This window comes from Halorubrum sp. CGM4_25_10-8A (assembly GCF_005435025.1).
In the GTDB taxonomy this organism is placed as follows: domain Archaea; phylum Halobacteriota; class Halobacteria; order Halobacteriales; family Haloferacaceae; genus Halorubrum; species Halorubrum ezzemoulense.
On the sequence record NZ_SGTX01000005.1, the window covers coordinates 115,840 to 140,088 of the forward strand.

Annotated in this window: 21 protein-coding genes and 1 tRNA gene; 8 read left to right on the forward strand and 14 right to left on the reverse strand. The window is 71.4% G+C overall.

The annotated features are described in order from the left end of the window. Positions 1-20: 20 nt before the first annotated feature. The gene (locus tag EXE52_RS07860) at positions 21-2,540 is read right to left on the reverse strand and encodes an extracellular solute-binding protein (protein WP_089308051.1); all 2,520 of its coding nucleotides are present in this window, start codon (positions 2,538-2,540) and stop codon (positions 21-23) included. Between the two features lie 114 nt (positions 2,541-2,654). Next, entirely contained in the window at positions 2,655-3,440 is a 786-nt protein-coding gene (locus tag EXE52_RS07865) for a 23S rRNA (uridine(2552)-2'-O)-methyltransferase (RefSeq protein ID WP_089308052.1), read from the reverse strand. Positions 3,441-3,680: 240 nt separating this feature from the next. Between EXE52_RS07865 and EXE52_RS07870 the strand changes: the two genes are divergently transcribed. Continuing rightward, complete coding sequence (locus tag EXE52_RS07870; RefSeq protein ID WP_158413992.1) at positions 3,681-5,039, forward strand: MEDS domain-containing protein; 1,359 nt, start codon at positions 3,681-3,683, stop codon at positions 5,037-5,039. Positions 5,040-5,046: 7 nt separating this feature from the next. On the opposite strand, the gene EXE52_RS07875 is transcribed toward EXE52_RS07870, so the two are convergent. From EXE52_RS07875 to gatB, 4 genes are all read right to left on the reverse strand, one after another. Next, positions 5,047-5,505 (reverse strand): GNAT family N-acetyltransferase, encoded by a 459-nt coding sequence (locus EXE52_RS07875; RefSeq protein ID WP_089308054.1) that lies wholly within the window; start codon positions 5,503-5,505, stop codon positions 5,047-5,049. After that, the gene (locus EXE52_RS07880) at positions 5,502-5,717 is read right to left on the reverse strand and encodes a ubiquitin-like small modifier protein 2 (RefSeq protein WP_049931388.1); all 216 of its coding nucleotides are present in this window, start codon (positions 5,715-5,717) and stop codon (positions 5,502-5,504) included. The genes EXE52_RS07875 and EXE52_RS07880 overlap by 4 nt, the downstream gene beginning before the upstream one ends. A 61-nt stretch (positions 5,718-5,778) precedes the next feature. After that, positions 5,779-6,093, reverse strand: coding sequence for a hypothetical protein (locus tag EXE52_RS07885; protein ID WP_089308055.1), 315 nt, complete (start codon positions 6,091-6,093; stop codon positions 5,779-5,781). A 70-nt stretch (positions 6,094-6,163) separates the two neighbouring features. Continuing rightward, positions 6,164-7,651, reverse strand: a complete 1,488-nt coding sequence (gene gatB / locus EXE52_RS07890; RefSeq protein WP_049931386.1) for an Asp-tRNA(Asn)/Glu-tRNA(Gln) amidotransferase subunit GatB — start codon at positions 7,649-7,651, stop codon at positions 6,164-6,166. Between the two features lie 289 nt (positions 7,652-7,940). Between gatB and EXE52_RS07895 the strand changes: the two genes are divergently transcribed. Both EXE52_RS07895 and pyrE read left to right on the forward strand, forming a co-directional pair. Further along, positions 7,941-11,369: a PAS domain-containing protein gene (locus EXE52_RS07895; RefSeq protein WP_089308056.1), complete on the forward strand. Its 3,429-nt coding sequence runs from the start codon at positions 7,941-7,943 to the stop codon at positions 11,367-11,369. A 71-nt stretch (positions 11,370-11,440) separates the two neighbouring features. Continuing rightward, positions 11,441-11,995, forward strand: a complete 555-nt coding sequence (gene pyrE / locus EXE52_RS07900) for an orotate phosphoribosyltransferase (RefSeq protein ID WP_049931385.1) — start codon at positions 11,441-11,443, stop codon at positions 11,993-11,995. A gap of 27 nt (positions 11,996-12,022) precedes the next feature. Here pyrE and EXE52_RS07905 read toward each other — a convergent pair whose 3' ends face one another. Continuing rightward, on the reverse strand, positions 12,023-12,985 hold the full coding sequence (locus tag EXE52_RS07905; RefSeq protein WP_049931384.1) for a MoxR family ATPase: 963 nt from the start codon (positions 12,983-12,985) through the stop codon (positions 12,023-12,025). Positions 12,986-13,114: 129 nt separating this feature from the next. Between EXE52_RS07905 and EXE52_RS07910 the strand changes: the two genes are divergently transcribed. Next, positions 13,115-13,199, forward strand: a tRNA-Ser gene (locus EXE52_RS07910). 58 nt (positions 13,200-13,257) lie between these two features. Here EXE52_RS07910 and EXE52_RS07915 read toward each other — a convergent pair. Genes EXE52_RS07915 through EXE52_RS07925 form a run of 3 tightly spaced genes read right to left on the reverse strand, consistent with a single transcriptional unit; the run spans position 13,258 to position 16,536 of the window. After that, positions 13,258-13,881, reverse strand: a complete 624-nt coding sequence (locus tag EXE52_RS07915; RefSeq protein WP_049931383.1) for a hypothetical protein — start codon at positions 13,879-13,881, stop codon at positions 13,258-13,260. A 4-nt stretch (positions 13,882-13,885) separates the two neighbouring features. Further along, complete coding sequence (gene glyS / locus EXE52_RS07920; protein WP_049931382.1) at positions 13,886-15,688, reverse strand: glycine--tRNA ligase; 1,803 nt, start codon at positions 15,686-15,688, stop codon at positions 13,886-13,888. Beyond that, positions 15,688-16,536, reverse strand: coding sequence for a CBS domain-containing protein (locus EXE52_RS07925; RefSeq protein WP_049931381.1), 849 nt, complete (start codon positions 16,534-16,536; stop codon positions 15,688-15,690). Before EXE52_RS07925 ends, glyS begins: the two co-directional genes overlap by 1 nt. Positions 16,537-16,894: 358 nt before the next feature. Between EXE52_RS07925 and EXE52_RS07930 the strand changes: the two genes are divergently transcribed. Next, positions 16,895-17,116 carry a hypothetical protein gene (locus EXE52_RS07930; RefSeq protein ID WP_086216502.1) on the forward strand — a complete coding sequence of 74 codons (222 nt, stop codon included), beginning with the start codon at positions 16,895-16,897 and terminating at the stop codon, positions 17,114-17,116. 56 nt (positions 17,117-17,172) lie between these two features. On the opposite strand, the gene EXE52_RS07935 is transcribed toward EXE52_RS07930, so the two are convergent. The 3 genes from EXE52_RS07935 to EXE52_RS07945 all read right to left on the reverse strand — a co-directional run bounded on the left by EXE52_RS07935 (position 17,173) and on the right by EXE52_RS07945 (position 20,292). Beyond that, positions 17,173-18,069: a ketopantoate reductase family protein gene (locus tag EXE52_RS07935; RefSeq protein WP_086216501.1), complete on the reverse strand. Its 897-nt coding sequence runs from the start codon at positions 18,067-18,069 to the stop codon at positions 17,173-17,175. Positions 18,070-18,151: 82 nt separating this feature from the next. Further along, positions 18,152-19,336: a pyridoxal-phosphate dependent enzyme gene (locus tag EXE52_RS07940; protein WP_089308057.1), complete on the reverse strand. Its 1,185-nt coding sequence runs from the start codon at positions 19,334-19,336 to the stop codon at positions 18,152-18,154. Then, a complete protein-coding gene (locus EXE52_RS07945) occupies positions 19,336-20,292 on the reverse strand; it encodes a succinylglutamate desuccinylase/aspartoacylase family protein (RefSeq protein ID WP_089308058.1) in 957 nt (318 codons plus the stop codon). Before EXE52_RS07945 ends, EXE52_RS07940 begins: the two co-directional genes overlap by 1 nt. Before the next feature lie 152 nt (positions 20,293-20,444). On the opposite strand from EXE52_RS07945, the gene EXE52_RS07950 reads away from it, so the two are divergent. Beyond that, positions 20,445-22,637: a caspase family protein gene (locus EXE52_RS07950; RefSeq protein WP_089308059.1), complete on the forward strand. Its 2,193-nt coding sequence runs from the start codon at positions 20,445-20,447 to the stop codon at positions 22,635-22,637. On the opposite strand, the gene EXE52_RS19010 is transcribed toward EXE52_RS07950, so the two are convergent. After that, positions 22,634-22,765, reverse strand: a complete 132-nt coding sequence (locus tag EXE52_RS19010; protein ID WP_255510316.1) for a hypothetical protein — start codon at positions 22,763-22,765, stop codon at positions 22,634-22,636. The genes EXE52_RS07950 and EXE52_RS19010 overlap by 4 nt on opposite strands. A gap of 215 nt (positions 22,766-22,980) precedes the next feature. Here EXE52_RS19010 and EXE52_RS07955 point away from each other — a divergent pair, with 215 nt between their 5' ends. Both EXE52_RS07955 and EXE52_RS07960 read left to right on the forward strand, forming a co-directional pair. Then, positions 22,981-23,229 (forward strand): hypothetical protein, encoded by a 249-nt coding sequence (locus tag EXE52_RS07955; RefSeq protein ID WP_089308060.1) that lies wholly within the window; start codon positions 22,981-22,983, stop codon positions 23,227-23,229. A 107-nt stretch (positions 23,230-23,336) separates the two neighbouring features. Further along, the gene (locus EXE52_RS07960) at positions 23,337-24,134 is read left to right on the forward strand and encodes a winged helix-turn-helix domain-containing protein (protein WP_089308061.1); all 798 of its coding nucleotides are present in this window, start codon (positions 23,337-23,339) and stop codon (positions 24,132-24,134) included. Positions 24,135-24,249 lie beyond the last annotated feature (115 nt).

A 24,249-nucleotide genomic window follows, 5' to 3' on the forward strand; every position in this document is an offset into this window, starting at 1 on the left:
TCGATCGCCCGCGACAGCGACTACGCCCCGCCGTCGCGCTCGGCCGCGTAGCGTTCGAGCTGGACGGCGGTGCTGTCGGCGAGGCGCTCGACCGCGGACTCGACCCCGTGCTCGCGGGCGTCGACCGACGCCTCGGCGGCGAGCGTCCGGACCGTGTCGAACGGACCGATCCGCGCGCCCGTCGTGGCCGCCGCGTCCTCGGCGTCGAGCAGCTGGTCTATCGCGGTGCGGTAGCCGGGGTTCTCGTCGAACCACCCCTGGCGGTCGAGCCGGTCGATCGCGCCCTCGTGGACCGGGAAGTAGCCGGTCTCGCGGTGCCAGCGCGCCTGCCGTTCCGGGGCCGCGAGCCAGGCGAGGAACGCCGCGGCGGCGCGCTGCTCCGCCGGCGACGCGCCGTCCGCGACCCACAGCGATCCCCCGCCGACGACGACGCCGTGCCGCTCGTCGGCGACCGGGAAGTAGCCGACGCCGACCGGGAAGGAGGCGCCCTCCCGCACGTCGACCATCGCGGAGGTGGAGCCGATGAGCATCCCGGCGCGCCCCTCCTGGAACGCCTCGCGGGCCTGCCCGCGGGCCTCGATGCCGGGGTCGTGGTACAGGCCGTCGGCGGCCATCTCGGCGATCCAACGGTAGATCCGCTCGCCGACGGGTCCGTCGAACCGGCTCTCCGCCGGCGTGCCGCCCCGACCGTTGTCGGCGTCGACGAGGGGTTCGCCGGCCTCGGCGAACCACTGCTCGATAAACCACGAGTACGTCGCGAACGTGATCCCCGTCTCGGTCGCGCCGCGCTCGACGAGCCGCTCGGCGCAGCGCCGGACCTCGTCGAACGTCTCGGGCGGGTCGTCGGGGTCCAGTCCGGCCCGCTCGAACGCCGCCCGGTCGTAGTACAGCACGGGCGTCGACGCGTTGAACGGCATCGAGTGGAGCACCCCGTCCGTCCGGTAGTAGTTCGCGACGGGGTCGAGCAGGTCGTCGGCGTCGAGGGCGACGCCGGAACCGCTCGCGGCGGCGGGCCCGCCTCGGGCGACGCGCCCGGATTCGGCGTCGAGGAGGCGCTCGACGGGCGTGAACGCCCCGCTGTCGAGCGCGCGCTGGGTGCCGATCTCGTAGAGGTGGGCGATCGCCGGCGGCTCGCCCCGGTCCGCCGCCGCGAGCGTCGCCTGGAACGCGCCGCGGTAGCTTCCCTTCGAGGCGGGGCGGACCGCGACCCCGTCGGTCTGAGCGGCGAACTCGGCGGCGAACTCGTCGAGGAGCCGCGCCTTGCGGCCGCCGAACGCGTGCCAGAAGTCGAGGACGACCGCGTCGTCGTCGGCGGTCCCGTCGGCGTCGTACGCGTCGAGCGCGTCGTCTAAGGTCCCGGTCCGGTCGGCGAGCGTCGACGCGCCGGCGGCCACCTCCGCCAGCGACGTCTTCTGCGCGTGCGCGACCGCGGTGGCGTCGCCCGCGTCCGCGGCCGTCTCCTCGGCGAGGTCGCCGACCGACTCGACGGCGTCGACCACCGCCTCGATCGAGGTCGCCTGGTCGTCGGTCGCGTCGCGGATCTCCGCGACACCGCTCGTCGTCTCCGAGACGTCGTCGGCGAGGTCGGTGAACGCCTCCAGCGCCGCCTCGGCCGTGCGGATCCCCTCGTCGGCGCGCTCGCGCATCTCGACCATCTCGTCGACGGTCGCGTCCGTCTCCGCGCGAACCGACCGTATCGACGACTCGATCTCGCCGGTCGCCTCTCGCGCCTCCTCCGCGAGGCCCTTGACCTCCTCGGCGACCACCTCGAAGCCGGCCCCGGCCTCGCCGGCGCGGGCGGCCTCGATCGAGGCGTTGAGCGCGAGGATGTTCGTCTCGTCGGCGATGTCCTGGATCAGGTCGGTGACGTCCTCGATCGCCGCGACCTCCGACTCCAGCGTTTCGACCCGTTCGAGGGCCTCCTCGGTCCGCTCGTCGACGACGCGGAGGTCCTCGATCGCGGCCGTCGCGGCGTCGGTCCCCTCGTCGGCCCGCTCGGCGACGTCGGCCGCGGTCTCGGCCACCTGGTCCGCGGAGGCGGCGACCTCCTCGGTGGCGGCCGAGACGGTCTGGAGCTCGCTCGTCGCGGCCGCGATGTCGTCGCGCTGGCGGGTCGCGGCCGACTCGATCTCGTCGACCGCGGCGTACACCTCCTCGCTCTGGTCTTTCGCCCGGTCGACGTTCGACCGGACGTGCTCGGTCGCGCCAGCGACCTCGTCGCCGAAGCCGTCGGCGTCGGACACCGTCTCCGCGACCCCCTCGACGAACTCGTTGAGCGTCGCCGCGAGCGCCGCCGCCTCGCCGTCGGTCTCCGCGGCCGGGAACCGAGCCCCGAGGTCGCCGTCGGCGAGCCGCTCCGCGACCTCCCGGAACGCCTCGGCCGGCACGTCGCCGTCGGACGTTCCCGACGGGTGCGCCGCCTCCGACGAGACGCCGCCGTCGGTGGTCGCGTCGGGGTCTGTCGTCGAGCGGTCTCCGTCGGCGGCACCGCGATCGGACGTGCCGCGATCGGAGCCTGTGCGTGCGTCGTCACTGTTCATTTGTCGTCACTCTCCGGCCGGGGTACATAAGATCGAGAGTCAGATTATTCCGACTGATAGCGACCGCGCGGACGGGAGAGGCGGGCGGGAGCGAGCGCGACCGGCGATGCCTGCTCAGGCCGACGGCTCCGCGTCGTCGACGGGCTCCGCGAAGCCGAACCGCGGCTTGACGTCGGTGACCTCGACCGCGAGCGTCTCGCCGACGTCGGCGTCGACGAACAGGGTGTAGCCGTCGACGTAGGCGATGCCGTCGCCCTCGTCGCCCTCCTCCTCGACGGTCACCTCGATCCGGTCGCCCTCGGCGACCGGCGAGGTGGTGTACCCCTTCGCGACGAGGTACACCTCCGAGGAGGCGTCCCGCGAGGCGGGCGGCGAGACGGTCCGGGCGTACTGGAACGACTCGCTCACGTCGTCGCGGAAGGCATCAAGGTCCTCGCCCTGGAACACCTTCACGACGAAGTCGCCGCCGGTCGCGAGCAGTTCGTCGGCGGTGTCGAGCGCCTGCCGCGCGAGGTGGACCGAGCGGGCGTGGTCGAGGGAGTACTCGCCGGTCATGTTCGGCGCCATGTCGCTCGCGACGACGTCGGCGCCGCGCTCGCCGACCGCCTCGCGCAGGTAGTGCCGGGTGCGCTCCTCGGTCATGTCACCGCGGATCGTCTCGACGTCGCCCTCGTCGAGGTCCTCGATGCGCTGGAGGTCGACGCCGACGACGGTGCCGCCCTCCCCGACCTCCTCGGCGGCGACCTGGAGCCACCCGCCGGGCGCGGCCCCGAGGTCGACCACGGTGTCGCCGGGGGCGAGCAGGTCCGCCTCCTCGTCGAGCTGTTTCAGCTTGTAGGCGGACCGGGCGCGGTACCCCTGCTGTTTGGATCGGTTGTAGTAGTCGTCTTTCCCGCTCATGGCGTCATCACCGCAGGCGGACGCGGGGCCACCGAGATCGGGGTGGAGGTAGCGCTCATACCCGTAACGACGGGGGCGACCGGGAAATGAACGTCGGATGCGGGCGACGGCGGCACAGTGCGACTCGACCGAGATCCGCCGCGGCGTCTCCCGCTGAATCTCGCCGTGATGAGCGGAGACACATCGGTTGCGGGCGTCAATTGTTTTTTTCAGCATCCGGCCTTTACTATAGCTGTTCAGATGACCACCGCAGGCGAGTCGACCGGCTCCACGGCCCGGCCGCGGGCGGACCTGCGCGCCGAGTTCGCCGACTGCGACCTCGACCGCCACCTCGCGCTGTTTTACGAGTCGACGGCGACGCAGCTCGACACCGTGGCCGCGTTCCTCTCGTACGGGCTCGAGACCGGGCATCGGTGCGTGTACCTCGTCGACGCGAACCCCCAATCGCGGATCGAGAACGCGCTGCGCGCGGAGGGCGTGGACGTGGCGGCGAAGCTCGACGCCGGGGACCTCGCGATCCGCGACGCATCGGAGGTGTATCTCGACGAGGGCTTCGAACGCGACGGAACCGTCGCCGAGCTGCGGTCGGAGGCGGAGCGGAGCGCCGCCGAGGGGTACGAGGGGTTGTGGGTCGCCGGCGAGAACACGTGGGCGTTCGACGGCGAGACATCGTTCGACGAGGTCGTCGACTTCGAGGTCGCGTTCGACGCCGCGTGTCCCGACTTCGCGGTGACTGCGCTGTGCCAGTACGACCTCCGTCGGTTCGACGAGGCGGCGGCCGCGAAGGCGCTTCGAACCCACCAGCAGATCGTTTACGACCGCACGCTGTGTGAGAACCCGTTCCACGTCTCCCCCGAGGAGTACCGCTCCGAGGAAGGGGGGGCCGACGCCCGGATCATGCTGAAGCAGGCTCGCGGGATCGCGGAGAGCAACCGAGAGCTTCGTCGGCGCGAGCAGCGGCTCAGTGTGCTCAGCAGAGTGTTACGCCACAACATCCGGAACGACCTCAACGTCGTTCGTGGGGCACTCGAAGACTTGACGGGAAGCGAGTCGCTGACCGCCGCGGAGGCCGACCTCGTCGCCGCCGCCGCGAGACACGCGGACGCCGTCATCGAAACGGCCGAGAAGGCCCGGTACATCCAGCAGACCATCGGGAGTTCGGAGGTCGAGCCAACCCCTCTCGGGCCGGTGATCGAGCGGGCGGTCGAAGAGGTGCGGTCGGAGCACCCGAACGCACGGATCCGGACCCCCGACTCCTCGGATCAGGTCGTCCTCGCGGACGTGAACCTCGACATCGCTCTCGAAGAGGCGATCCGGAACGGAATCGTCCATCAGGACGATCCGGCGCCGACGGTCTCCGTCGCGGTGTCGACCCCAGCGAGCGAGCGGGTTCGCGTCGAGGTTCGGAACCCCGGGTCGATACCCGACCACGAGCTCCGGTGTTTCCGCGAGAGGGGTGAGACGCCGCTGGCCCACGGGAGCGGGCTGGGGCTCTGGCTCGTTCGATGGATCGTCGAGTCGGCTCACGGGACGGTCGAGTTCGCCAACGACGACGACCGAACACGGGTCCGGTTCGACCTGTACCGGGTCGCCGACTGAACGCCGATCAGCCACCGTCGACCCGGGTCCGGCCGACTCGCCGCCCCTCGTCCGCGCCCGCGCCGTCGACCGCGAACCCCAACGCCGCGTAGAACTCGGCTAGGTCGGCGTCGAACCGGGCGGTGACGGTCTCGACCGCGGGGTCCGACTCGGCCCGATCGACCGCAGCCGCGACGAGCCGGGAGCCGATCCACTCTCCTCGGCGCACCTGCCTGACCGCGACGGCGTCGACGTGGAGCCGGTCGGGATCGGGCCGCACGGCGACCAGCGCGCCGACGACTCCGCCGGTGCGCGTCGAGCGCGCGACGATGACGTCTCCGGCCGCGATGCGGTCGTCGACGGTGGGGGCGTCGGTCTCCAGCATCGCGGCGTCGAGGATCCGGAGGACGTCGAGCCGGTCGGCCGCGGTCGCCGGCTTCACGGTCACGTCCTCCGGCGCGGTCGGAAGGTCTCGGTCTTCGGTCACGCGTCGCCCGTCGCGCCGCCCTTGATCAGCCGGAGCACTCGGACCTCCTCGGCGTCGACGACGCGGTCGCCCGGGACCGGCGAGCCGTCGACGAGCGCCGACGCCTCCTGCGGGTGGTAGCCCGCGGCGCGGATCAGGTCGTCGTACGTCGCGTCGGCGGCGAGGCTGTACTCGTCGACCCCCTCGCCGACGACCTCGACGGTCACGTCCATGAGCGCGGTAGCGGGCGGGCGGGCGTCAATCGCACGGTTTCGGCGGGGCGCGTCGAACGCCTCAACCGGCGTCGGGGGCGCGGCCGTTCCACTTCCAGAGGAACCACCCGACTGCGGCGGCGATCGCGACCGTCGCCAGCGCGCCGGGGCGGGGGACCGCGCCGGTCCACGCGTTAACGACGATCAGGCCGCTCGCGGCCGCCGAGACGATGAGGACCGCGGCCGCGTCGCGGGCGAGGTCCGCCTCGCGCTCCGGCGGGAGGTCGCCGTCGTAACCGGCGATCAGGTCCACGGCGCCGCGGCGATAGATCGCCCACGCGAGGAGGAGACAGAAGCCGGTGACGTGGCCGACGACGACGGTTTCGACGATTGCCATGGCGGAGGGAAATGCTGCGGCGTGGCGGGGGAGTTGATCCGGCGGGAGCGATTCGAGCGGTCCGGCCGGCTCAGCCGTCCAACTCTTCGCGGAGCAGCCCGTTCACCTGACCGGGGTCGGCGCTGCCGCCGGTCGCCTGCATCACCTGGCCGACGAGGAAGTTGATCGCGCCCTCGTCGCCGTCGTGGTAGTCGCTCACGGCGTCGGGGTTCTCGTCGATGGCGGCCGCGACGGCGGCCTCGACCTCGCCGCTCTCGGCCTTGCCGAGGTCCTCGCGGTCGATGACCGTCTCGGGGTCGTCGCCCTCGTCGAGCATCTCGCGGAGCACGACCTCCTCGGCGTTCTTCACGGTCAGCTCGTCGGCGGCGACGAGCTCGATCAGGCGGGTGAACTCGTCGAGCCGCCCCTCCACGTCCGTGATCGCCATCTCGCGGTAGTTGAGCTCGCCGAGCAGGTTGTCGGCGACCCACGTCGCGGCGAGGTCGGGGTCGAACTCGCTCGCCACGTCCTCGAAGAAGTCCGCGACCGCCTTCGTGGAGGTGAGCTTGGAGGCGGCCTCGCGGTCTAACCCGTACTCCTCGCGGAAGCGCTCGCGGCGGGCGTCGGGGAGCTCCGGGATCGCGATCTGTTCCTTCCAGTCGGCCACCTCAAGCGCGGGCAGGTCGCCCTCGCGGAAGTAGCGGTAGTCCTTCTCGGCCTCCTTCGACCGCATGCCGACGGTGACGCCGCGGTCCTCGTCCCAGTGACGCGTCTCCTGTTCGATCTCGCGGCCGCGACGCAGGACGTTCTCCTGTCTGGTGACCTCGTACGCGAGCGCCTGCTCCGCGCCCTTGTGGCTGGAGATGTTCTTCACCTCGGCGCGGTTCACGTCGTCGAGCGCGTCGCCCGTGATCGACCCGTCGTCGGCAACGTGCTCGGCGGGGACGAGCGAGACGTTAGCGTCGACGCGCAGGCTCCCGTCGCGGCCGGGGTCGAACACGCCGAGGTACTCCAGGACCTCCTCCAGCTTCGCGAGGAACGCGCGCGTCTCGGCCGGCGAGCGGAAGTCCGGCTCCGTGACGATCTCCATCAGCGGCGTGCCGGCGCGGTTGTAGTTCACCAGCGTGTGGGTGGCCGACTCGATGGAGCCGCCGGCGTGCTGGAGGCTGCCGGGGTCCTCTTCGAGGTGCGCGCGGGTGATCCCGATCGTCCGCGGGTCGCCGTCGACGCGGACCTCCAGCTCGCCGTCGGCGCAGATCGGCGCGTCGTACTGGGTGAGCTGGAAGTTCTTCGGGAGATCGGGGTAGTAGTAGTTCTTCCGGTGGAACGTGGTCGTCTCGGGGATGTCGGCGTCGATCGCCTTCCCGACCTTCACCGCGGCCTCGACGGCGGCCTCGTTGAGGACGGGGAGCGCGCCCGGTAGCCCGAGGCAGGTCGGACAGGTGCGCGTGTTCGGCGCCTCGTCGTCCTCGGGCTCCGTCGAACAGCCGCAGAAGATCTTCGTGTCGGTCTCGAGCTGGACGTGGACCTCCAACCCGATCACGACCGTCCGGTCCGTCGTCGCGGCCTGCGTACTCATTACCCGCCCGTTGTGAGCGGGTCGCCTAAATCGTGTCGGGACAACGGCCGCCGGGGTGAACGCCCGACGACGCTCTCAGATCCGAAAACCCGGTGGGAACGATTATCAGGAGGCCGCTCGTACCTTGCGCGATGAGTGAACCGACGACCTTCGCGGGCCCCGGCCGGGCCAGTGCGACGACGCGCCAGCGGCCGCCGCTCGGTCGCGCGAGACGAGCGGCCAACAGGGTGGATGGCCGCTGAGGGACCCGCCGGCCGCGGGCGACCGCCGCGGTGCCGTTCCGTAACGGATGTCTGCTGAGCCGACGCTCCACCTCGGCGAGCCGGTGGACGCGGCGTGGGGAGAGCTCCCCGCGGAGACGCGCGTCCGCCGAGCGAGCGAGGTCGCGAGCGACGCGGACCGGGACCCGGACCGGAGCGTCGATCCGGCGAGGGTCGTCGTCAGGCTGTTCGACGACGAGACCCGAGGTGACCGCGACGCGCCGGAACTGAACGGCGACGGGGCCGCGAGCCGGGGGCTCTCGGTCGAGCGCGACGCGGCCGCGCTCGACCGCCTCGAATCGGTCCGCGACCGCTACCCGGACGCGGCCGTGCTCGCCTACTCGGCGGGCGACGACGCGGACGCGGCCATCGACGCGAGCCGGCTCGGGATCGAGTACGTGTCCGGGCGACGGCTCGCGGCCGACGGCGAGACGCTCGCCGACCGCGTGGAGGCGATCGATGGCGAACGCGACGACCGCGACGGAGCGGGGACAGAGCCGGCACACGACGGACCCGGACCGGAACCGACGACCGCGGGCGGGCGGGAGTTCCTCGAACCGTTCGTGCGGATCGTCTCGGACCGGTGCGCCGACCTCGACGAGCAGGTCGACGCCCTGCTCGACCTCGGGCGAGACTACCTCGACCTGTCGATCGGCTACTCGTCGCGGGTCGAGGGCGACCGGATCGAGATCCAGCGGTACCGGGACTCGACCGGGCTCGTGGAGTCGATCGCGGCGGACGAACTCGACGACGACGGGACGCTCCCGCTGGAGCTGACCTACTGCCGGCGAACGGTTCGCGGCGGTGCCGGCGCGGGACCGGAAAGCGACGGGGCGCCCGGAAGCGGTGAGGAGAGCGGAGGCGACGGAGCGACCGAAGGCGGGTCGGAGACCGGAGGCGACGGCGCGGCCGAGGGCGACTCGGGCGTGGTCACGATCACCGACCCGGAGGCGGCGGGGCTGGCCGGCGATCCGGCGTACGAGCGGTCCGGCGTCGGCAGCTACGTCGGCGGTCGGGTCGTCGTCGACGGCGAGGTGTACGGGACGCTCTGTTTCCTCGACGTCGAGCCCCGCGACCGCCCGTTCGACGCGTCGGAGCGGCTGTTCGTCGAACTGCTCGCGGAGTGGCTCGGCGGCGCGATCGAGCGCGAGGTGGTCCGCGAGGAGCGGGCGGCGGCCGTCGACCGGTTCGAGGAGACGCTCGACCGGATCGAGGACGGGTTCTTCGCGCTCGACGACGAGTTCCGGTTCACCTACGTGAACGAGGCCGCCGCGACGCTGCTCGACCGCGACGCCGACGAGCTGATCGGCGCCGACATCTGGGCGGAGTTCCCGGCGGCGCTCGGGCGGAAGTACGAGCGGAACTACCGACGGGCGATGGAGACCCAGGAGGTCGTCTCCTTCGAGGACCGGTACGAGCCGCTCGACCTGTGGACCGACGTGACCGCCTACCCCTCGCCCAACGGGCTCTCCGTGTTCTTCGCCGACGTCTCCGAGCGGAAGCGCCGCGAGCAGACGCTCGAACGGCTGCTCGGGACCGTCGAACGCGTCCAGCGGGAGAGCGACGCGGACGGGGTCGCCGAGCGGCTGGTCGAGGCCGCGGACCAGATCCTCGGCTACCAGATAAGCGGCGTGCGGCTCTTCGACGAGGACGCGGACCTGCTCCGCCTCGCCGCCACGAGCGAGGGGATCGGCGACGCGTTCGCCGCCAGCCGGGACCCGCGACCGCCGAGCGAGGGGATCACCGGTGCGGTGTTCCGAGACGGCGAGACGTGGGTGTGCGACGACCTCGCGACCGACGAGCGGCTCGCGTCGATCGGCGGCGGCCCGTCGAACGGCGACCGGACCGAGTACCACGGGATGCGGTCGTTCGTCGCGGTTCCGCTCGGGGACCACGGCGTGTTCATCGTCGGGTCCAGAGAGCCGGACGTCTTCGGCGAGAGCGACGTCAGCGTGCTCGAACTGCTGGCGACGAACGCCGTCGCCACGATGGACGCCAACGACCGGCGCCGGCGGCTCCGGACCTACGAGGACGCGCTGAAGAACGTCGACGACATGGTGTGCGTCCTCGACGCCGACGGCGCCGTCACCTACGCCACCGGGCCGTTCGCCGAGTGGGTCGGCGCCGGCGGCACCGGGGACATCGTCGGTCGGCGGCTCGACGCGCTCGTCGCCCCGGACGACGCGGAGCGCGTGGTAGACGCGGTCGGCGCGCTCACCGGCACACCGGCCGAGGTCGCGGGCGGTCGAGAGCCGACGAGGACGGTCGACCTGAGCGTCGAGCGCGACGGCGATCGCGGACCGCGGCACGGCCGACTCCGGCTGTCGTCGCTGTCCGACCGCGGGGGCGGCGTCGTCGGATCGCTGTCGGACACGACCGACCTCTTCCGGACGCGGACCGAGCTGTCGGCCGAGCGCGACCGCTTCCGGCGGCTGTTCGACCGGATTCCCGACCCGGTGATAGAGGTCGTCTTCGAAGACGACGAGACGGTGATCGACGGCGCCAACCCGGCGTTCGAGGCGCAGTTCGGCGTGGACGAGGCGGCGCTGCGCGGCCGGACGATCGAGGCGTTGGACATCCACGACTACCGGCTGGGAGACAGCGTCGAGGCGAGCGCCGTCGAGGCGGCGGACCTCGACGCGCTGGTCCGCGAACACGGCTTCGCCGCGGAGGAGATCAGACGACAGACCGTCGAGGGGCCGCGGGAGTTCCTCTTCCGCGGCTTCAGCTACGAGACCGAGGGCGACCGACGCGCCTTCGGCATCTACACCGACATCACCGACCGGAAGCGCCGCGAACGCTACGTGCGGATCGTCAACCGGATCCTCAGGCACAACCTGCGGAACGAGCTGAACGTCGTGTTCGGCTTCGCCGGCGAAATCGCCGATCGGACCGACGACGACCGGATCCACGACTACGCCCGGCGGATCGAGACCACGGGCAAGCGGCTGACCGACGTCGCCGAGGGGGCCGGGACCCTCCGGGGGATCGTCGAGGAGGGGTACGCGACCGACCCCGAGCCGGTCGACGTGGGACCGATCGTCGAGGCGGTCACCGCGCGACACGCGGCCGATCGGCCGGACACGCGGATCACCGCCGACGTGCCGGCGGGGATCGCGGTGCGCGGCGACGACCGCCTCTCGGTCGCGATCGATCACCTCGTCGAGAACGCGGTCGAACACGGCGGCGACGCGCCGCGCGTCGCGGTGAGCGCCGAGCGCGACCCGGACGGCGGGGTCGTGCGTGTGAGCGTCGCGGACGACGGGCCGGGGGTGCCGACCGCGGTACGGGAGGTGATCACCGGCGTCCGCGAGGTGACCCAGCTACAGCACAACACCGGCGTCGGGCTGTGGATCGCCGCGTGGGTCGTGGAGGCGTACGGCGGCGAGATCCGGTTCGACGACGGCCTCGGCGGCGGGGGAACGACCGTGACGCTCGTCCTGCCGGCGGCGGAGTGAGCGGGGCGGGAGAGAGACGAGCCCCTCCGCGTTCCGACCCGTTTATTGTCGGCCGCGGCCCTTCTCGGCGTATGACCGACGACGACCGACGACGCGAGCTGATCGCGGCGCTCACCGCCGCCGACGCCGTCCGGTTCGGCGAGTTCGAGCTGTCCCACGGCGGGACGAGCGACTACTACGTCGACAAGTACCTCTTCGAGACCGACCCGGACGCGCTGACGCTCGTCGCCGAGGCGTTCGCCGACCGGCTGGCCGACGCCGACGCGAAGCTGGCGGGAGTCGCGCTGGGCGCGGTCCCGCTGGTGGCGGTGACGGCCGCCGAGCTCGGTCGTCCGTACGTCATCGCGCGCAAACAGGCGAAGGAGTACGGCACGGGCAACCGGATCGAGGGGCGCCTCGGCGACGGCGAGGAGGTCGTCGTGATCGAGGACATCGCCACCACGGGGCAGTCCGCTGTCGACGCGGTCGAGGCGCTGCGGGAGGCGGGCGCGACGGTGGACCGCGTGCTGGTCGTCGTCGACCGCGAGGAGGGCGCGGAAGCGCTGCTCGCCGAGCACGACATCGAGCTGGAGTCGCTGCTCACGGCGACCGAACTGCTGGCGGAGCGGGACGAGAACGCGGAGTAGCGGCGATAGCGGCGGTCGTCGCGGGAGCTACGCCTCGGCCGCGTCCACCGTCGGCACCGCGACGCGGTCGAGCACGTCGGCGATCACGTCGCGCTCGTCGACGTCGTTGACGGCCGCGTCCGGCGTCAACACGAGCCGGTGGGCGAGCGTCGGCTGCGCGACCCGCTTCACGTCGTCGGGCGTGACGAACTCACGGCCGGCGATCACCGCCGCCGCGCGGGCGGTCTCGAAGAGGCGCTGTGTCCCCCGCGGGGAGACGCCGGCCTCGACGCGGCGGTCCTCCCGGGTCGCCCGCGCGAGCGCCGCCGCGTAGCGGAGCAGATCGTCCTCAACGCGGACGGACTCCGGCACCTCCCGCAGCGCCGCCACGGAGTCGGGATCGAGGACGCGCTCGACCGTCGGCGACTGCTCGACGCGACCGGCGCGGCGGCGGAGCAGCTCCAACTCGCCGTCCTCGTCGGGGTAGCCGATAGAGGTCTTGATCGTGAACCGGTCGAGCTGGGCCTCCGGCAGCGGGAACGCGCCCTCGCTCTCGACCGGGTTCTGCGTCGCGATCACGTAGAAGGGGCTCGGCAGGGCGTGCGTCTCGCCGTCGACGGTCACCTGCCCCTCCTCCATCGCTTCCAGGAGAGCGGCCTGCGTCTTCGGCGGGGCGCGGTTGATCTCGTCGGCGAGCACGACGTTCGCGAAGATCGGCCCCGGCGAGAAGCTGAAGGAGCCGTCGCGCTCGTCGAACACGTTTGTGCCGGTGACGTCGGCCGGCAGGAGGTCCGGGGTGAACTGGATCCGTGAGAACTCCAGACCGAGCGCGGTCGCGAACGAGCGCGCCGAGAGGGTCTTTCCGGTGCCCGGCACGTCCTCCAGGAGGACGTGGCCGCGGGCGAGGATGCCGAGGGTGACGCGGTCGAGAAACTCGCGGTCGGCGACGACCGCGCCGCCGACCTCGCTCACGACGCGGGCGCAGGCGTCGGCCGCTTCGGGGACGTCCATATCCACCGCACGGGAGCCGGGCCGAAAAGCGTTGTCGGCGGAACGGTGGGGTGACGGACCGGCGGTCCGAGACCGCGCCGCGACCGCGATCGAAACGCATAACAGCGGAACCGGCCAACGTCGAGTCGAGCCGAGGTAGCCTAGCCTGGCCAAGGCGGTAGATTCGAAATCTACTGTCCATTCGGACACCGGAGTTCAAATCTCCGCCTCGGCGCTTCTCTCAGTTTCGCCCGGCGAGCGACAGCACCGCCGTTGCGCTCCGGGCGATGCGCCTACCCGATCAGCGCGGCCGCGAGGAACATGCCGCCGGCGGCCGCCGGCGGGATGGTGAGGTTGTCGTCGACCGCCACGCCGCGGATGAGCGGCGGGAGCCCGTCGGCGATCGCCGCGGGGATCGCCCCCGCGAGCGCGACGATCACGCCCGGATCGGGGCCGAACTCGGGGATCGCGTACGGGACGGCGATCCCGAAGCAGACGAACACCATCGCCGCCACCACCGGGAGGCGCTTCGGTTCCGTCGCCGCGTTCTCGCCGAGCCCGCCGCTTATCGGGTCGCCGACGGAGAGCATCCACATCGCGGGTACGGCGAAGACGGGCGCGAAGACGAGCGCGGTCGCCGCCATCCCGGCCTGATACAGCGCGTACCCAGCGATCCCGTCGGCCTCGTAGTCGCGGACGAGCGCGTCGTACAGCGGGGCGAGCGGGCCGACGGAGTCGGCGAGCCGCAGCGCTTCGAGAGCCCCGGCGATCGCGACGCTGAGGATCAGCAGTCGCCCGGTGGTCTCCCAGGAGATCCAGCCAAGTAAGAACGGGACCGGGTACAGCGTGCCGCTGGCGTGGACCAGCCGCCGCTCGAACTCCACGCGCTCGCGCCACGCGGCGGCCGGGAGACGCACGCCCTCAGTTCCCCGCCGTCTCGACGTCGGTGTCGACCGCGTCGTACCGGTCGGCGACGGACGCGAACGGCTCGCCCTCGCGGAGCGCCGTCAGCTCGTCGGCGAGGTGCGCGACCGGGATCCGGACCTGCGCCGCGGAGTCGCGCTCGCGGAGCGTGACGGTGTCGGGCCCGTCGCCCTCGATCCCGTCGCGGTCGACGGTGACGCAGAACGGGGTGCCGACCTCGTCCTGCCGGCGGTAGCGGCGGCCGATCGAGCCGGAGTCGTCGTACGCGACCGCGAGCCCGGCGGCCCGCAGGTCGGCCGCCACCTCGTCGGCGAGCCCGGTCAGGCGGTCGTCGTTGGTGACGAGCGGGAAGACGGCGGCGTCCTGCGGCGCGACCTCGGGTTCGAGCGAGAGGTAGGTGCGCTCCTCGCCGTCGACCTCGTCCTCGCTGTAGGCGTGCGCGAGCAGCGTCTGGACGGTCCGGCCGACGCCGAACGACGGCTCGACGACGTGGGGCGTGATGTGCTCGCCGCTCTCGGTCACCGCCTCGACCGAGAAGTCCGCGACGTCGACGTCGACCGCGTGCGTCTCGGCGTCGTCGCCCTCGCCGACCGTCACCTCGACCGTCTCGCCGTCAAACGCGTCGGGGTCGCGCTCCGCGAGGGCTTCGAGCGCCTCGGCGACCGCGGCGGCGTCGCCGCCGAACTCCGGGCCGAGGACGGACATGTCGGGGTCGACGGTCGCGCGCTCGACCGTCTTCGGCTCGTCGTACCGTTTGAACACTGTAAACGAGTCGTCGCCGTACTCGTCGTGCTTCGAGAGGTCGTAGTCGCCGCGGTACGCGAAGCCGGCGATCTCGATCCAGTCGCCGTCGACCTCGCTCTCGGCGTCCCAGCAGTCGGCGGCGTAGTGGGCGCGCTCGCCGGCGAGGTGCTGGCGGAAGCGGAACCGGTCGAGGTCGACGCCGACGCGCTCGTACCACTCCTGCGCGACGCCGAGGTAGTAGCCGACCCACGGGGAGCCGATGACGCCCTCGTCGACCGCCTCGCCGACCGTCGTGTCGAGGTAGTCGCCGTCGTCGGCCTCCTGCTCCGTCGCGGGGTAGAGGCAGACCTCCACGTCGCGCACGCGGTCGAGCGGCGGCTCGTCCGCCTCGGGGTCGATGAACTGCTCCAACTCGGCCTGCGTGAACTCGCGGAGACGGAGGAGCCCGCCGCGCGGCGAGATCTCGTTGCGGTAGGCCGGGCCGATCTGGGTGATCCCGAACGGGAGGTTCCCGCGGGCGTACTCCTTCAGCCGCGGGAACTCCACGAAGATCCCCTGGGCCGTCTCCGGCCGGAGGTAGCCGGGTTGGGCGTCGCCGGGGCCGATGTCGGTCGCGAACATGAGGTTGAACGCCTCGACCGGCTGGCCGGCGAGTTCGGTGCCGCAGGCGGGACAGGCGATGTCGTTGTCGGCGATGAGCTCGGCGACCTCTTCGCCGGGCAGCGCCTCGGCGTCTTCGATCTCCGTGACGTCCTCGACGAGGTGGTCGGCGCGGTGGGACGCGCCGCACTCGGGGCACTCGACGAGCATGTCGTCGAACCCCTCCAGGTGGCCGGAGGCCTCGAACACGGCCTCTGGCATCACCGTCGGCGCCTCGATTTCGCGGTTCCCCTCGCGGATGGTAAACCGGTCGCGCCACGCGTCCTCGACGTTCCGCTTGAGCGCCGCGCCCTGCGGGCCGAACGTGTAGAAGCCGGCGGTGCCGCCGTAGGCGCCGTTCGATCCGAAGAAGAAGCCCCGGCGCTTCGCGAGCTCGGCGAGCACGTCCGCGGCCATTATAACCCCTCCAGCAGGTCGACGTCTCGGACGATCCCGTCCAGATCGGTGCCGGAGACGAGCGGGACCTGCTCGATGTCGTTGCTGATGAGCTCTTGAGCGACCTCCTTGGCCGTCCGCGTGGCGTTGACGGTGATGAGGTCCTCGGTCATGAAGTGGCGGACCGCCTCCGCGGGGATCTCGACGTTCCGGGTCGGGAGGTAGCGCGCGCCCGTCGCCTTGATCCCCTCCCACGACCAGTCGGAGTCCTGGTCGGCGATCGAGTCGCCGGTGCTCGCCTCGCCCTCGACGACGCGGGCGACCTCCAGGATGTCGACCTCGGTGAGCATCCCCGCGGTCGCGGCGTCGTCGTCGAGGACGACCGCGTACGGTACCCCCGAGAGCGCGATCTCGCGCTCGGCGACCGGCAGCGGCGTGTCGGTGTGGGTCGCGTTGACCGCCCGGGTCGCGAGCTCGCCCACGCGCGTCTCGCCGTCGACCTCGCCGCGGGCGATCGCCCGCACCACGTCGGTGACGGTGACGATACCGACGAGCTCGTCGCCGTCGACCACGGGGAGCCGGCGCGAGCCCTCGGCGGCCATCGTCCGGGCGGCGTCGACGATGTCGGCGGCGGCCCCGACGGTGGGGACCTCGCGCATCAGCAGCGCGAGCTGGTCCTCGTCCGGCTGTTCGATCAGGTCGTCGCGCGTGACGAGCCCGCGGTACACCTCGTCGCCGTCGACGTCCTTCACGACGGGCACGGACGAGAAGCCGTGCTCTTGGATGTACTCTAACACGTCGTTGCGGCTCCCGGGTATCTCGACGACGACGAGCTCCGAGCGGGGCGTCATGGCGTCTGCGACGTTCATGCCCGTCTTTCAGCGTGACACCTCTTGTATACTGCGAAGGTGTGCGGAGCCGGACCACCGGCACGCGAGGCCGGGCGGCGACACGCGGGAGCGGTCAGCGGCACGCAGGGTCTGGTCAGCGACACGCGGAGCTGGACCGCCAGCGCGCGGGGCCGGGTCAGCGGCGATCGGACCCGGTCAGGCGGGGCCCTACAGGATCCCGCGAGCCGATGTAGAAACCGACACGTTTCGGCGGATCGTCGTTCGGCGGGCGCTCCGCGGAAAGAACCGTCGGCAGAGCGTCCCCGGAATCTCCGATCCGACGGCCGAATTCGATCGCGTTCGCAACTCTTATACGTACTGTGAACTATTCACAACCATGTCACGGAGTTCCACTCCATGGGACGACCCGGACCCCGACCGCCGCCGGACTGCGCTCCCGACGGACCCGGCGCTCGACGCCGCCGACGCGCCGGACGTGATGGCGTCCGTCGACTCGTCGGCGTCGCGGCCGGAGTTCGTCATCGCGGACGTCTCGCGAGAGGACGCGTGGGTGTCGGTCGACGAGACCGACGCGACCGTCCTCGAGGAGTGGTGTTGAGCGCGTAGCCGTCGCCGAGCAGAGCCGCCGTCTCGTTTTGCCGAATCGGTCCCGCATTACCGGAGCCCGCGGGCCGCTTCCCAGCCGCGGATCAGTGACCCGACCGTCCGGCAGGTCGGCGCCGACACGCCGCGCCGGTCGCCCCGGTCGACGACCGCGCCGTAGATAGCGTCGACCTCTGTGCGGCGTCCGTTCGCCACGTCCTCGTACATGGACGACCGGTTCGCCGCGGTGTCGGTGGCGACGCGCTCGACGGCGTCGGCCGCCCGTTCGTCGGACAGGTCCACCCCGACCGCACGGGCGACGCGGGCCGTCTCGCGGGCGGCCTCGCGGGCGACCTCGCCGGCGGGGCCGTCGAGCGTCGGGCCGTTCTCCGTCCGCGCGAGCGCCGACGGTCCGTTGATCCCGGCGTTGACGGCGAGCTTCTCGAAGCGCCGGGCCGGCATGTCCTCGGCCACGACCGCCTCGACGCCCGCCGCGTCGAAGGCGGCGCCGACCCGCGCGGCCTCGGGGCTCGCGCCGCCGGAGAGCGCCCCGACGACGACCTCGCCGACGCCGGTACAGGTGACGCGGCCCGGCTCGGCGAACCGGGCACCGTAGCTCGCGGTGCCCGCGAGGACCGTCGCGTCGAGCGCGGCGACCAGGCGCTCCTCGGTGAGGCCGTTCTGGAGCGAGCAGACGGCGTCGTACTCGCCGGTCGCGAGCGCGCGAGCGGCCGCGTCGGTGTCGTACGCCTTCGTCGTGACCAAGGCGAGGTCGGCTCGCCGGTGCGTCGCATCAGTGAGCGCGCGCGGCGCGACCCGGGCGTCGACCTCGCCGTCGATCCGGAGCCCGTCCTCCCGAATCTCCCGCATGTGCGGGTCGCGCCCGACGAGCGTCACGTCGTGTGTACGCGCCAGCAGCCCGCCCACGAGGCTTCCGAGCGCGCCGGCGCCGTAGACGAGCACCTCCATGCGAAAAGGGAGGGGCGCCGGTAGAATAGTGGTAACGGTGAGGTCGATCCGCCTCGCCCGAGAGCCGCCGACTCCGCTCGCCTCAGCCCTTCAACCCGCTCCCGGTCAGCGGGACGACCACGTCCTCGTCCGGGCGGATCTCGCCGCGCTCGCGGAGGGTCCGCAGCGCCGCGGGCGCGACCGCGCAGGTCGGCTCCGTGTAGAAGCCGGCGGCGTGGAGGCGGTCGAGTTCGCGCGTCGCGGCTGCCTCGGTGACCGCGAGCGCGTCGCCGCCGGTGGCGTCGATCGCCGCCCGGATCTGGCGGTCGCGGACCGGCTCGGCGATCTGGATCCCGTCGGCCGCGGCGTTGACCGTCCCGTCCGGGTCGGCGGCGTCGGGGCCGCGGAGCGCTCTGACGATCGGCGCGACGCCGGCCGCCTGCGCGCCGTAGAGGCGGGGGACCTCGTCGATCCAGCCGGCCCGTTCGAGCCGACGGAATCCGCGATAGGCGCCGAGGAAGAGCGTCCCGTGGCCGAGCGGCGTCACAACGGCGTCCGGGGCGTTCCAGTCGCGACGGAGCGCGATCTCGTACGCGACCGTGGCGGTGCCCTCGAAGAACGCCGGGTTCCAGGCGTGGCTGGCGTACCAGGCGCGTTCGCGGTCGTCGAGCGTCGCGACGCACGCGTCCGTCACGTCGCCTCGGCTCCCCTCGACCCGGACCGGCTCGGCGCCGGCGCGGCGGATCGCGCGGAGCTTCGACTCCTTGGCGTCGGCCGGGACGTAGATCTCGGCCGCCATTCCGGCCCGGGCGGCGTATGTCGCGATCGCGGCGCCCGCGTTGCCGGAGGAGTCCTCGACGACGCGCTCGACGCCCAGCTCGCGAGCCCGCGTCAGCGTCGCGGTCGCGCCGCGGTCCTTGAACGAGCCGGTCGGGAAGACGTACTCCAGCTTGAACGACGCGTTCCACGGTGCGGCTTCGCTCCCCGCGTCTCCCGAGAGCTCGCGGCCCGCGTCCGCGTCGACGAGCGGGGTCATCCCCTCGCCGAGCGTCACCCGGTCGCGGGGGTCGTCCCCGGCGGCGAGCAGGTCGTCGAACGCCCACAGGCCGTCGCGCGCGTCGAACAATTGGGGGTCGGGCACGGGACCGTCCGGAACCGGGGGATCGGCGAAATCGAGGGGTTCGCCGCACCGACAGCGCCAGCGGTCGCGGTACGTCTCGCCGCACGCGGAACAGCGGAGTCGCCGGGGGTCTCGCCCCCTCGGCGACGGAGCGTCGGGAGCGCCCATCAGTACGTGTCGACGTTCGTCCCGATCGAGCAGACATACTCCCCCGCGGCCACCTGCGGGAGCCGGCGCGTCCGCCAGAAGATCCCGTCGGTGTCGGCCGTCACGCGCCCCTCCAGCGCGCCGAAGGTGTCGGTCACCTCGAAGAGGACGTCGCCCGCGGAGACGCGCTCGCCGAGCTCGCACTCGAAACGGACCAGGCCGCCGGCGGGCGAGCCGTACTGATCGAAGCCGCGCGCCCGAGTCTGCGATTCGAGCGCGGCGTCGCCGTCGAGGAAGCCGTAGTGGCGGAGCACGTTGAACACGCCCTCGACGCCGTATCGGATCGACTCCTCGTCCCAGCCGACGCAGCCGCCGAGCTCCGGGTCGACGGTCGGGATGCCGTGCTCCGGGCCGGCCCGCGCGAGCTGGCCGTCCGGGCCCTTGATGTCGAGGACGTGCCCGCAGCCGAACGCCTTCGCGAGCTCCAGGCAGTCGCCGTGGAGCCGGTGGCGGACGCCGCAGCGCACGCGCGTCTCGTTTATCATCCGGCTCGTCGACCCCTGGTGGAGGTCGAGGATGTAGTCCGCGCGCTTGGCGACCTGGAACGTCTCGTGGGCGATCCGCTCGCTCGTCGTCCCGTCGGCGTCGCCCGGGTACCCGCGGTTCATCTTGCGGTCGTCGACCGGGTTCCGGTGTTCGGCGGCCTGGAACGCGAAGTGGTTCACGATGCCGACGACGAGGACCGAGCCGGACAGCTCCGCCGGGTCGAGCCGCGGAACGACGCGGTTGACGACGCCCAACCCGTTCAGCTCGTCGCCGTCGCTCACCGCCTGGACGTACAGCGTCGGCCCGTCGGCCGCGCCGTTGACCGCGGCGACCGGCAGCCGGACGGGGCTCCCGTCTCGCATCTCCCCCACCTCGAGACGGCCCGTGTCCGTCTCGCCCGGAGAGGCGCGGGCCGTTCCCAGCGTTATCATTACGCGAAGGTGGGGCGGCCGGGACTTTATCCGTTCGGTCCGCGGCGATCCGACCGACACAACCTTTATCGCCGCTTTCGCTCAACGGACTGGTACCACCCCCGCGGCGTCGGTCGCCGTCTCCCCGACCGACGGCCGCGGTGAGCCCGCTAATGAGTATCGACATCGACCCGCTGCGCGAGGCCGACGGGATAACCGTCACCGACCACATCGAGAACACGCAGTTCGAAGTGTACACCGACCGGCCGGTCGACCCGCGCCGGCGTCCGGAGTCGGACCACTACTTCCCGGTCGACGCCAGCGTCGCAGTCGAGACCGGGGCGATCGAGATCCCGCGGGTCGCGGTCGTCGAAACGCGCGGCGGCGACGGGGCGCTCCTGACCCACGGGGACTGCTACGAGATGCCCGACGGGATCTACCATGTCGGAATAAATCCCGCGCCGACGAAGCTGTACCTCACCTTCGAATCCGGGTTCTCCGTCTCGACGACCGACCGGACGACCCGGATCGACCTCGACACGCCGGGCACCGTCGGGCTCGGCTTCCGGTCGCTCCACCAGACGCCGGCGGGGACGATCACCACCCCCACGGACCCGGAGTCGCTGATGGACGCCGTCTCCCTGCTCGGCTCCGCGCTTCAGACGACGAGCCCGGAGCGGTCGTTCCCCACTCTGCGCGGACACCCGCCGCTCATCGAACCCGGCGAGGAACTCCGCGTCCCCGAGCGGGTCGAACCGGTCGACAGCGGCGTCCGGATCGTCGTTCCCCCGGAGTACCGCTACCTCTATCCTGTCGTCTCGCTGGCGTACTACTTCGCGGCCGAGGTCGTCCCCGGCGACGCCCCGCGGATCGAGGGCGACGGCTGGACCTACCCGCTCGAACCGGGGTTCGAGGAACGGACCGCGCGGGTGCTCCGACAGTCGTTCCACATGGACTGTCTCGCCCGCACGGAGGGATTTTACCCGGTCGACCTCCACGAGCGCGAGACGACGGACCTCGACCTCGACTGGAAGCGGCTGTACAACCTGCCGCTCGCGGAGCGACTCGGCGAGTACCTCGAAGTCCCCTTCGAAGATATCAAGCCCGAACTGCCGCAGTGGACACTGACGACGGACGTCCGTCCCGACCCGGAGAACGTGGAGATGCTCCCGTTCGTTGCCGGCGAGCTGTCGATTGTCCGCTCGCCGGAGACCGTCACACCGGTTGACGACGACGGCGGCGTCGGCGTCGGCTTCTTCGGCGGCGCGGACCGAAGCCCGTCGGCGGCCACGAGGCGAGAGGTCCCGGTCGGCGGCGTCGCGCCCGACGGCGGCGCCCTCGGCGACGCCGAGTTCGTGCGCGGCGGCGCGAGCGCTGGCGCCGAGAGCACGGCCGACACGAGCGCGGGGACCACCCGCGGCGCCGACGCCTCCGCCGAACGCGGCGCCGTCTCGGCCCAGACAGAGTTCGTCCGACCGGAGCCGGTCGACACCGTCGAGCACGCGTGGGTGGGCGACGGCGTCCCGCTCAACGCGAACAAGGCGACGCTCGACGCGTACCACCGCCGGCTCGAAGCCGGGCAGGTCGAGCAGTCGCGCATCTCGGTCCTCGTCGTCTGTAACGACGAACAGATGCGCGAGGAGGGGAACGTCGCCGACCTCTACGGCCTCCGCGACATGGTCCAGTTCGACATCGAGGTGCGTCACGACCTCTCCCAGGAAGAGATGCGCGACGCCCTCGCGTCCGACGTCGACTTCCTCCACTACGTCGGCCACGTCGACGACCGCGGGATGCAGTGCGCCGACAGCTACCTCGATTTGACCGACGAGGACCTCGAAATCGGGGTGAGCGCCTTCCTGCTCAACGCCTGCCAGTCCTACCGGCAGGGCGAGGCCCTCGTCCACCGCGGCTCGCGCGGCGGCATCGTCACTCTCTCCGACGTGGCGAACTCCCCCGCGACGACACTCGGTCGGATCATCGCCCGCCTGATGAACAGCGGGTTCAACCTCCGGACCGCGCTCCACGTGGCGAAGCGGGAGCTGATCACGGGGCACCAGTACATCGTGGTGGGAGACGGCGGGACGACGATCTGTCAGAGTCGGAGTGGGTCTGTGATTGTTATTAATCTCAGAAGAGAAGGCTCCGAGGATTGGAGAGTGTCTGCGGATGTGCTCCCAAACGGTCCGTACGGTAATGGAACCCTCACAACACTAAACCTAGCTACGGACAACTCAAACCATTACATTCCGGTAGAGATAGATTACCAGACAGTAAGTACTGAGGAACTTTCTAAATTCTTAGATTTAGAGACTGCACCCGTGTTTAAGTCTGATCAGCTAGTTTGGAGCGACGAGTTGAACTTTTAGGGCCCAGGGTTAGATGCAGCCATATTCGCCGCCGCGGGCGCCGCCTGCGTCAACAGCAGGAGCGCGGTGAACAGGACGCCGGCCATTTTCGGGTTCTCTGCCACGTACTCCGCCACACTTTCGTGCATATTCGGAAAGTATCAGGATAAATAAATATTAAGATTGTTCTGCGGTGAAATAAGAGAGATATTTAAATAGTATTCAAAGTGTATTAAATAAACACAGCCATTAAACGCCGGATAACCAGCGATTGGACGCGCTTGCGGACGGCCGAGTGTGTCGCGTTCGCGGGACAGATCGAGGACCGCGTTTTTTCACCGCCGGGCGCGGAGGTAGGGACGCTATGACCGACATCGAGGACGCGATCCGGGAGGCGTTCGAGCACACGGAGTACGACCTCGGCGACGTCGCGGTCAACCGCCGACAGGTCCGCGTGCCGGTGATACAGGAGGGCGCCGACCCCGACGCGCTGCGGGCGGTGATCGAGGAGGCGCTCGGCGCGGACGCGCTCGCGACCGTAACCGTCACGACGGAACGTATCGCCGGCGAGGACACCGTCGGCACCGTCGTCTCGTTCCGCCATCGGGGCTGAGCCGACTGAGGGGCGATTCAAGGGCCAAACGGGGGATTCGGCTCGGACACTTCCGACCGCGACGCGGTACGGTTAACAGGGCGGTACCCGTACACACGGATCACACGATGAGGGCCGAGGACGGACACGACGGCGCACAGTACCTCGCCGGCTCGCCCGTTCGGGTCGCAATACTCCGGGCGCTGCGCGACGACCCGCGGCGCCCGGCGGAGTTGACCGACGCGGTCGACGCGACCCGAACGACGGTCCAACGGATCCTCGGCGGGTTCCGCGAGCGGGACTGGGTGGTGAAACGCGACGCCGCCTACCGGGTGACGCCGACCGGCGAGCGCGTCCACGACGCCTACGAGACGCTCCTGACGGAGGTCGAACGCGGCGAGCGGTACGGCGGGTTCGCCGAGACCCTCGAACGGGCCGGCGTCGACTTCCCGCCGGAAGGGATTCCCGACAGCGACATCACCGTCGCGTCCGAGAAGAACCCCCTCGCGGTCGTCGACCGGCTGACGGAGCTCCTCCACGAGAACCACGGCGGCGAGATCCGGGCCGTCTCCCCGGTCGTCATCCGGCAGTTCAACGACGCGGCGGCCGCGGCGCTCGACGACGGCGCGAACGTGGAGCTGATCATCGACCGCGACGCGGCCGACACGTCGGTCGCGGAGTTCGAACCCGCGACCGACCGCGCGCTGGACGACGACGCCGCGGAGGTGTACGTCAGCGCCGAGCCGATCGAGTACGGGCTCTTCCGCTGCGGTGACGTGGCCTGCGTGGCCGCGTACGACGAGCAGAACAACCCGCGATGCGTCATCGAGTCGACCGACGACGCAGTCGTGGACTGGGTCGACGACGCGTTCGCGTCGCTGCGAGCCGACGCGACGCGGCTCTCGACGGTCGTCGAGCGCGCCTGAGAAGAGACGCGGAGGTGGCTACACGTCGTCGCCGTCCTCGGCCGCGTCGTCGGCGTCGTCGTCCGGGTCGAAGTTCGCGGGAACGACCGTCGGGTGGTCGATGCCGACGGAGGGC

What these genes read in the sequence shown, in the direction of transcription:
- EXE52_RS07860 (WP_089308051.1), bottom strand. Translation starts at nt 2,540, where the DNA reads ATGAACAGTGACGACGCACGCACAGGCTCCGATCGCGGCACGTCCGAT.
- EXE52_RS07865 (WP_089308052.1), bottom strand. Translation starts at nt 3,440, where the DNA reads ATGAGCGGGAAAGACGACTACTACAACCGATCCAAACAGCAGGGGTAC.
- EXE52_RS07870 (WP_158413992.1), top strand. Translation starts at nt 3,681, where the DNA reads ATGACCACCGCAGGCGAGTCGACCGGCTCCACGGCCCGGCCGCGGGCG.
- EXE52_RS07880 (WP_049931388.1), bottom strand. Translation starts at nt 5,717, where the DNA reads ATGGACGTGACCGTCGAGGTCGTCGGCGAGGGGGTCGACGAGTACAGC.
- EXE52_RS07885 (WP_089308055.1), bottom strand. Translation starts at nt 6,093, where the DNA reads ATGGCAATCGTCGAAACCGTCGTCGTCGGCCACGTCACCGGCTTCTGT.
- gatB (WP_049931386.1), bottom strand. Translation starts at nt 7,651, where the DNA reads ATGAGTACGCAGGCCGCGACGACGGACCGGACGGTCGTGATCGGGTTG.
- EXE52_RS07895 (WP_089308056.1), top strand. Translation starts at nt 7,941, where the DNA reads ATGTCTGCTGAGCCGACGCTCCACCTCGGCGAGCCGGTGGACGCGGCG.
- pyrE (WP_049931385.1), top strand. Translation starts at nt 11,441, where the DNA reads ATGACCGACGACGACCGACGACGCGAGCTGATCGCGGCGCTCACCGCC.
- EXE52_RS07905 (WP_049931384.1), bottom strand. Translation starts at nt 12,985, where the DNA reads ATGGACGTCCCCGAAGCGGCCGACGCCTGCGCCCGCGTCGTGAGCGAG.
- glyS (WP_049931382.1), bottom strand. Translation starts at nt 15,688, where the DNA reads ATGGCCGCGGACGTGCTCGCCGAGCTCGCGAAGCGCCGGGGCTTCTTC.
- EXE52_RS07925 (WP_049931381.1), bottom strand. Translation starts at nt 16,536, where the DNA reads ATGAACGTCGCAGACGCCATGACGCCCCGCTCGGAGCTCGTCGTCGTC.
- EXE52_RS07930 (WP_086216502.1), top strand. Translation starts at nt 16,895, where the DNA reads ATGTCACGGAGTTCCACTCCATGGGACGACCCGGACCCCGACCGCCGC.
- EXE52_RS07935 (WP_086216501.1), bottom strand. Translation starts at nt 18,069, where the DNA reads ATGGAGGTGCTCGTCTACGGCGCCGGCGCGCTCGGAAGCCTCGTGGGC.
- EXE52_RS07940 (WP_089308057.1), bottom strand. Translation starts at nt 19,336, where the DNA reads ATGGGCGCTCCCGACGCTCCGTCGCCGAGGGGGCGAGACCCCCGGCGA.
- EXE52_RS07945 (WP_089308058.1), bottom strand. Translation starts at nt 20,292, where the DNA reads ATGATAACGCTGGGAACGGCCCGCGCCTCTCCGGGCGAGACGGACACG.
- EXE52_RS07950 (WP_089308059.1), top strand. Translation starts at nt 20,445, where the DNA reads ATGAGTATCGACATCGACCCGCTGCGCGAGGCCGACGGGATAACCGTC.
- EXE52_RS19010 (WP_255510316.1), bottom strand. Translation starts at nt 22,765, where the DNA reads ATGCACGAAAGTGTGGCGGAGTACGTGGCAGAGAACCCGAAAATGGCC.
- EXE52_RS07955 (WP_089308060.1), top strand. Translation starts at nt 22,981, where the DNA reads ATGACCGACATCGAGGACGCGATCCGGGAGGCGTTCGAGCACACGGAG.
- EXE52_RS07960 (WP_089308061.1), top strand. Translation starts at nt 23,337, where the DNA reads ATGAGGGCCGAGGACGGACACGACGGCGCACAGTACCTCGCCGGCTCG.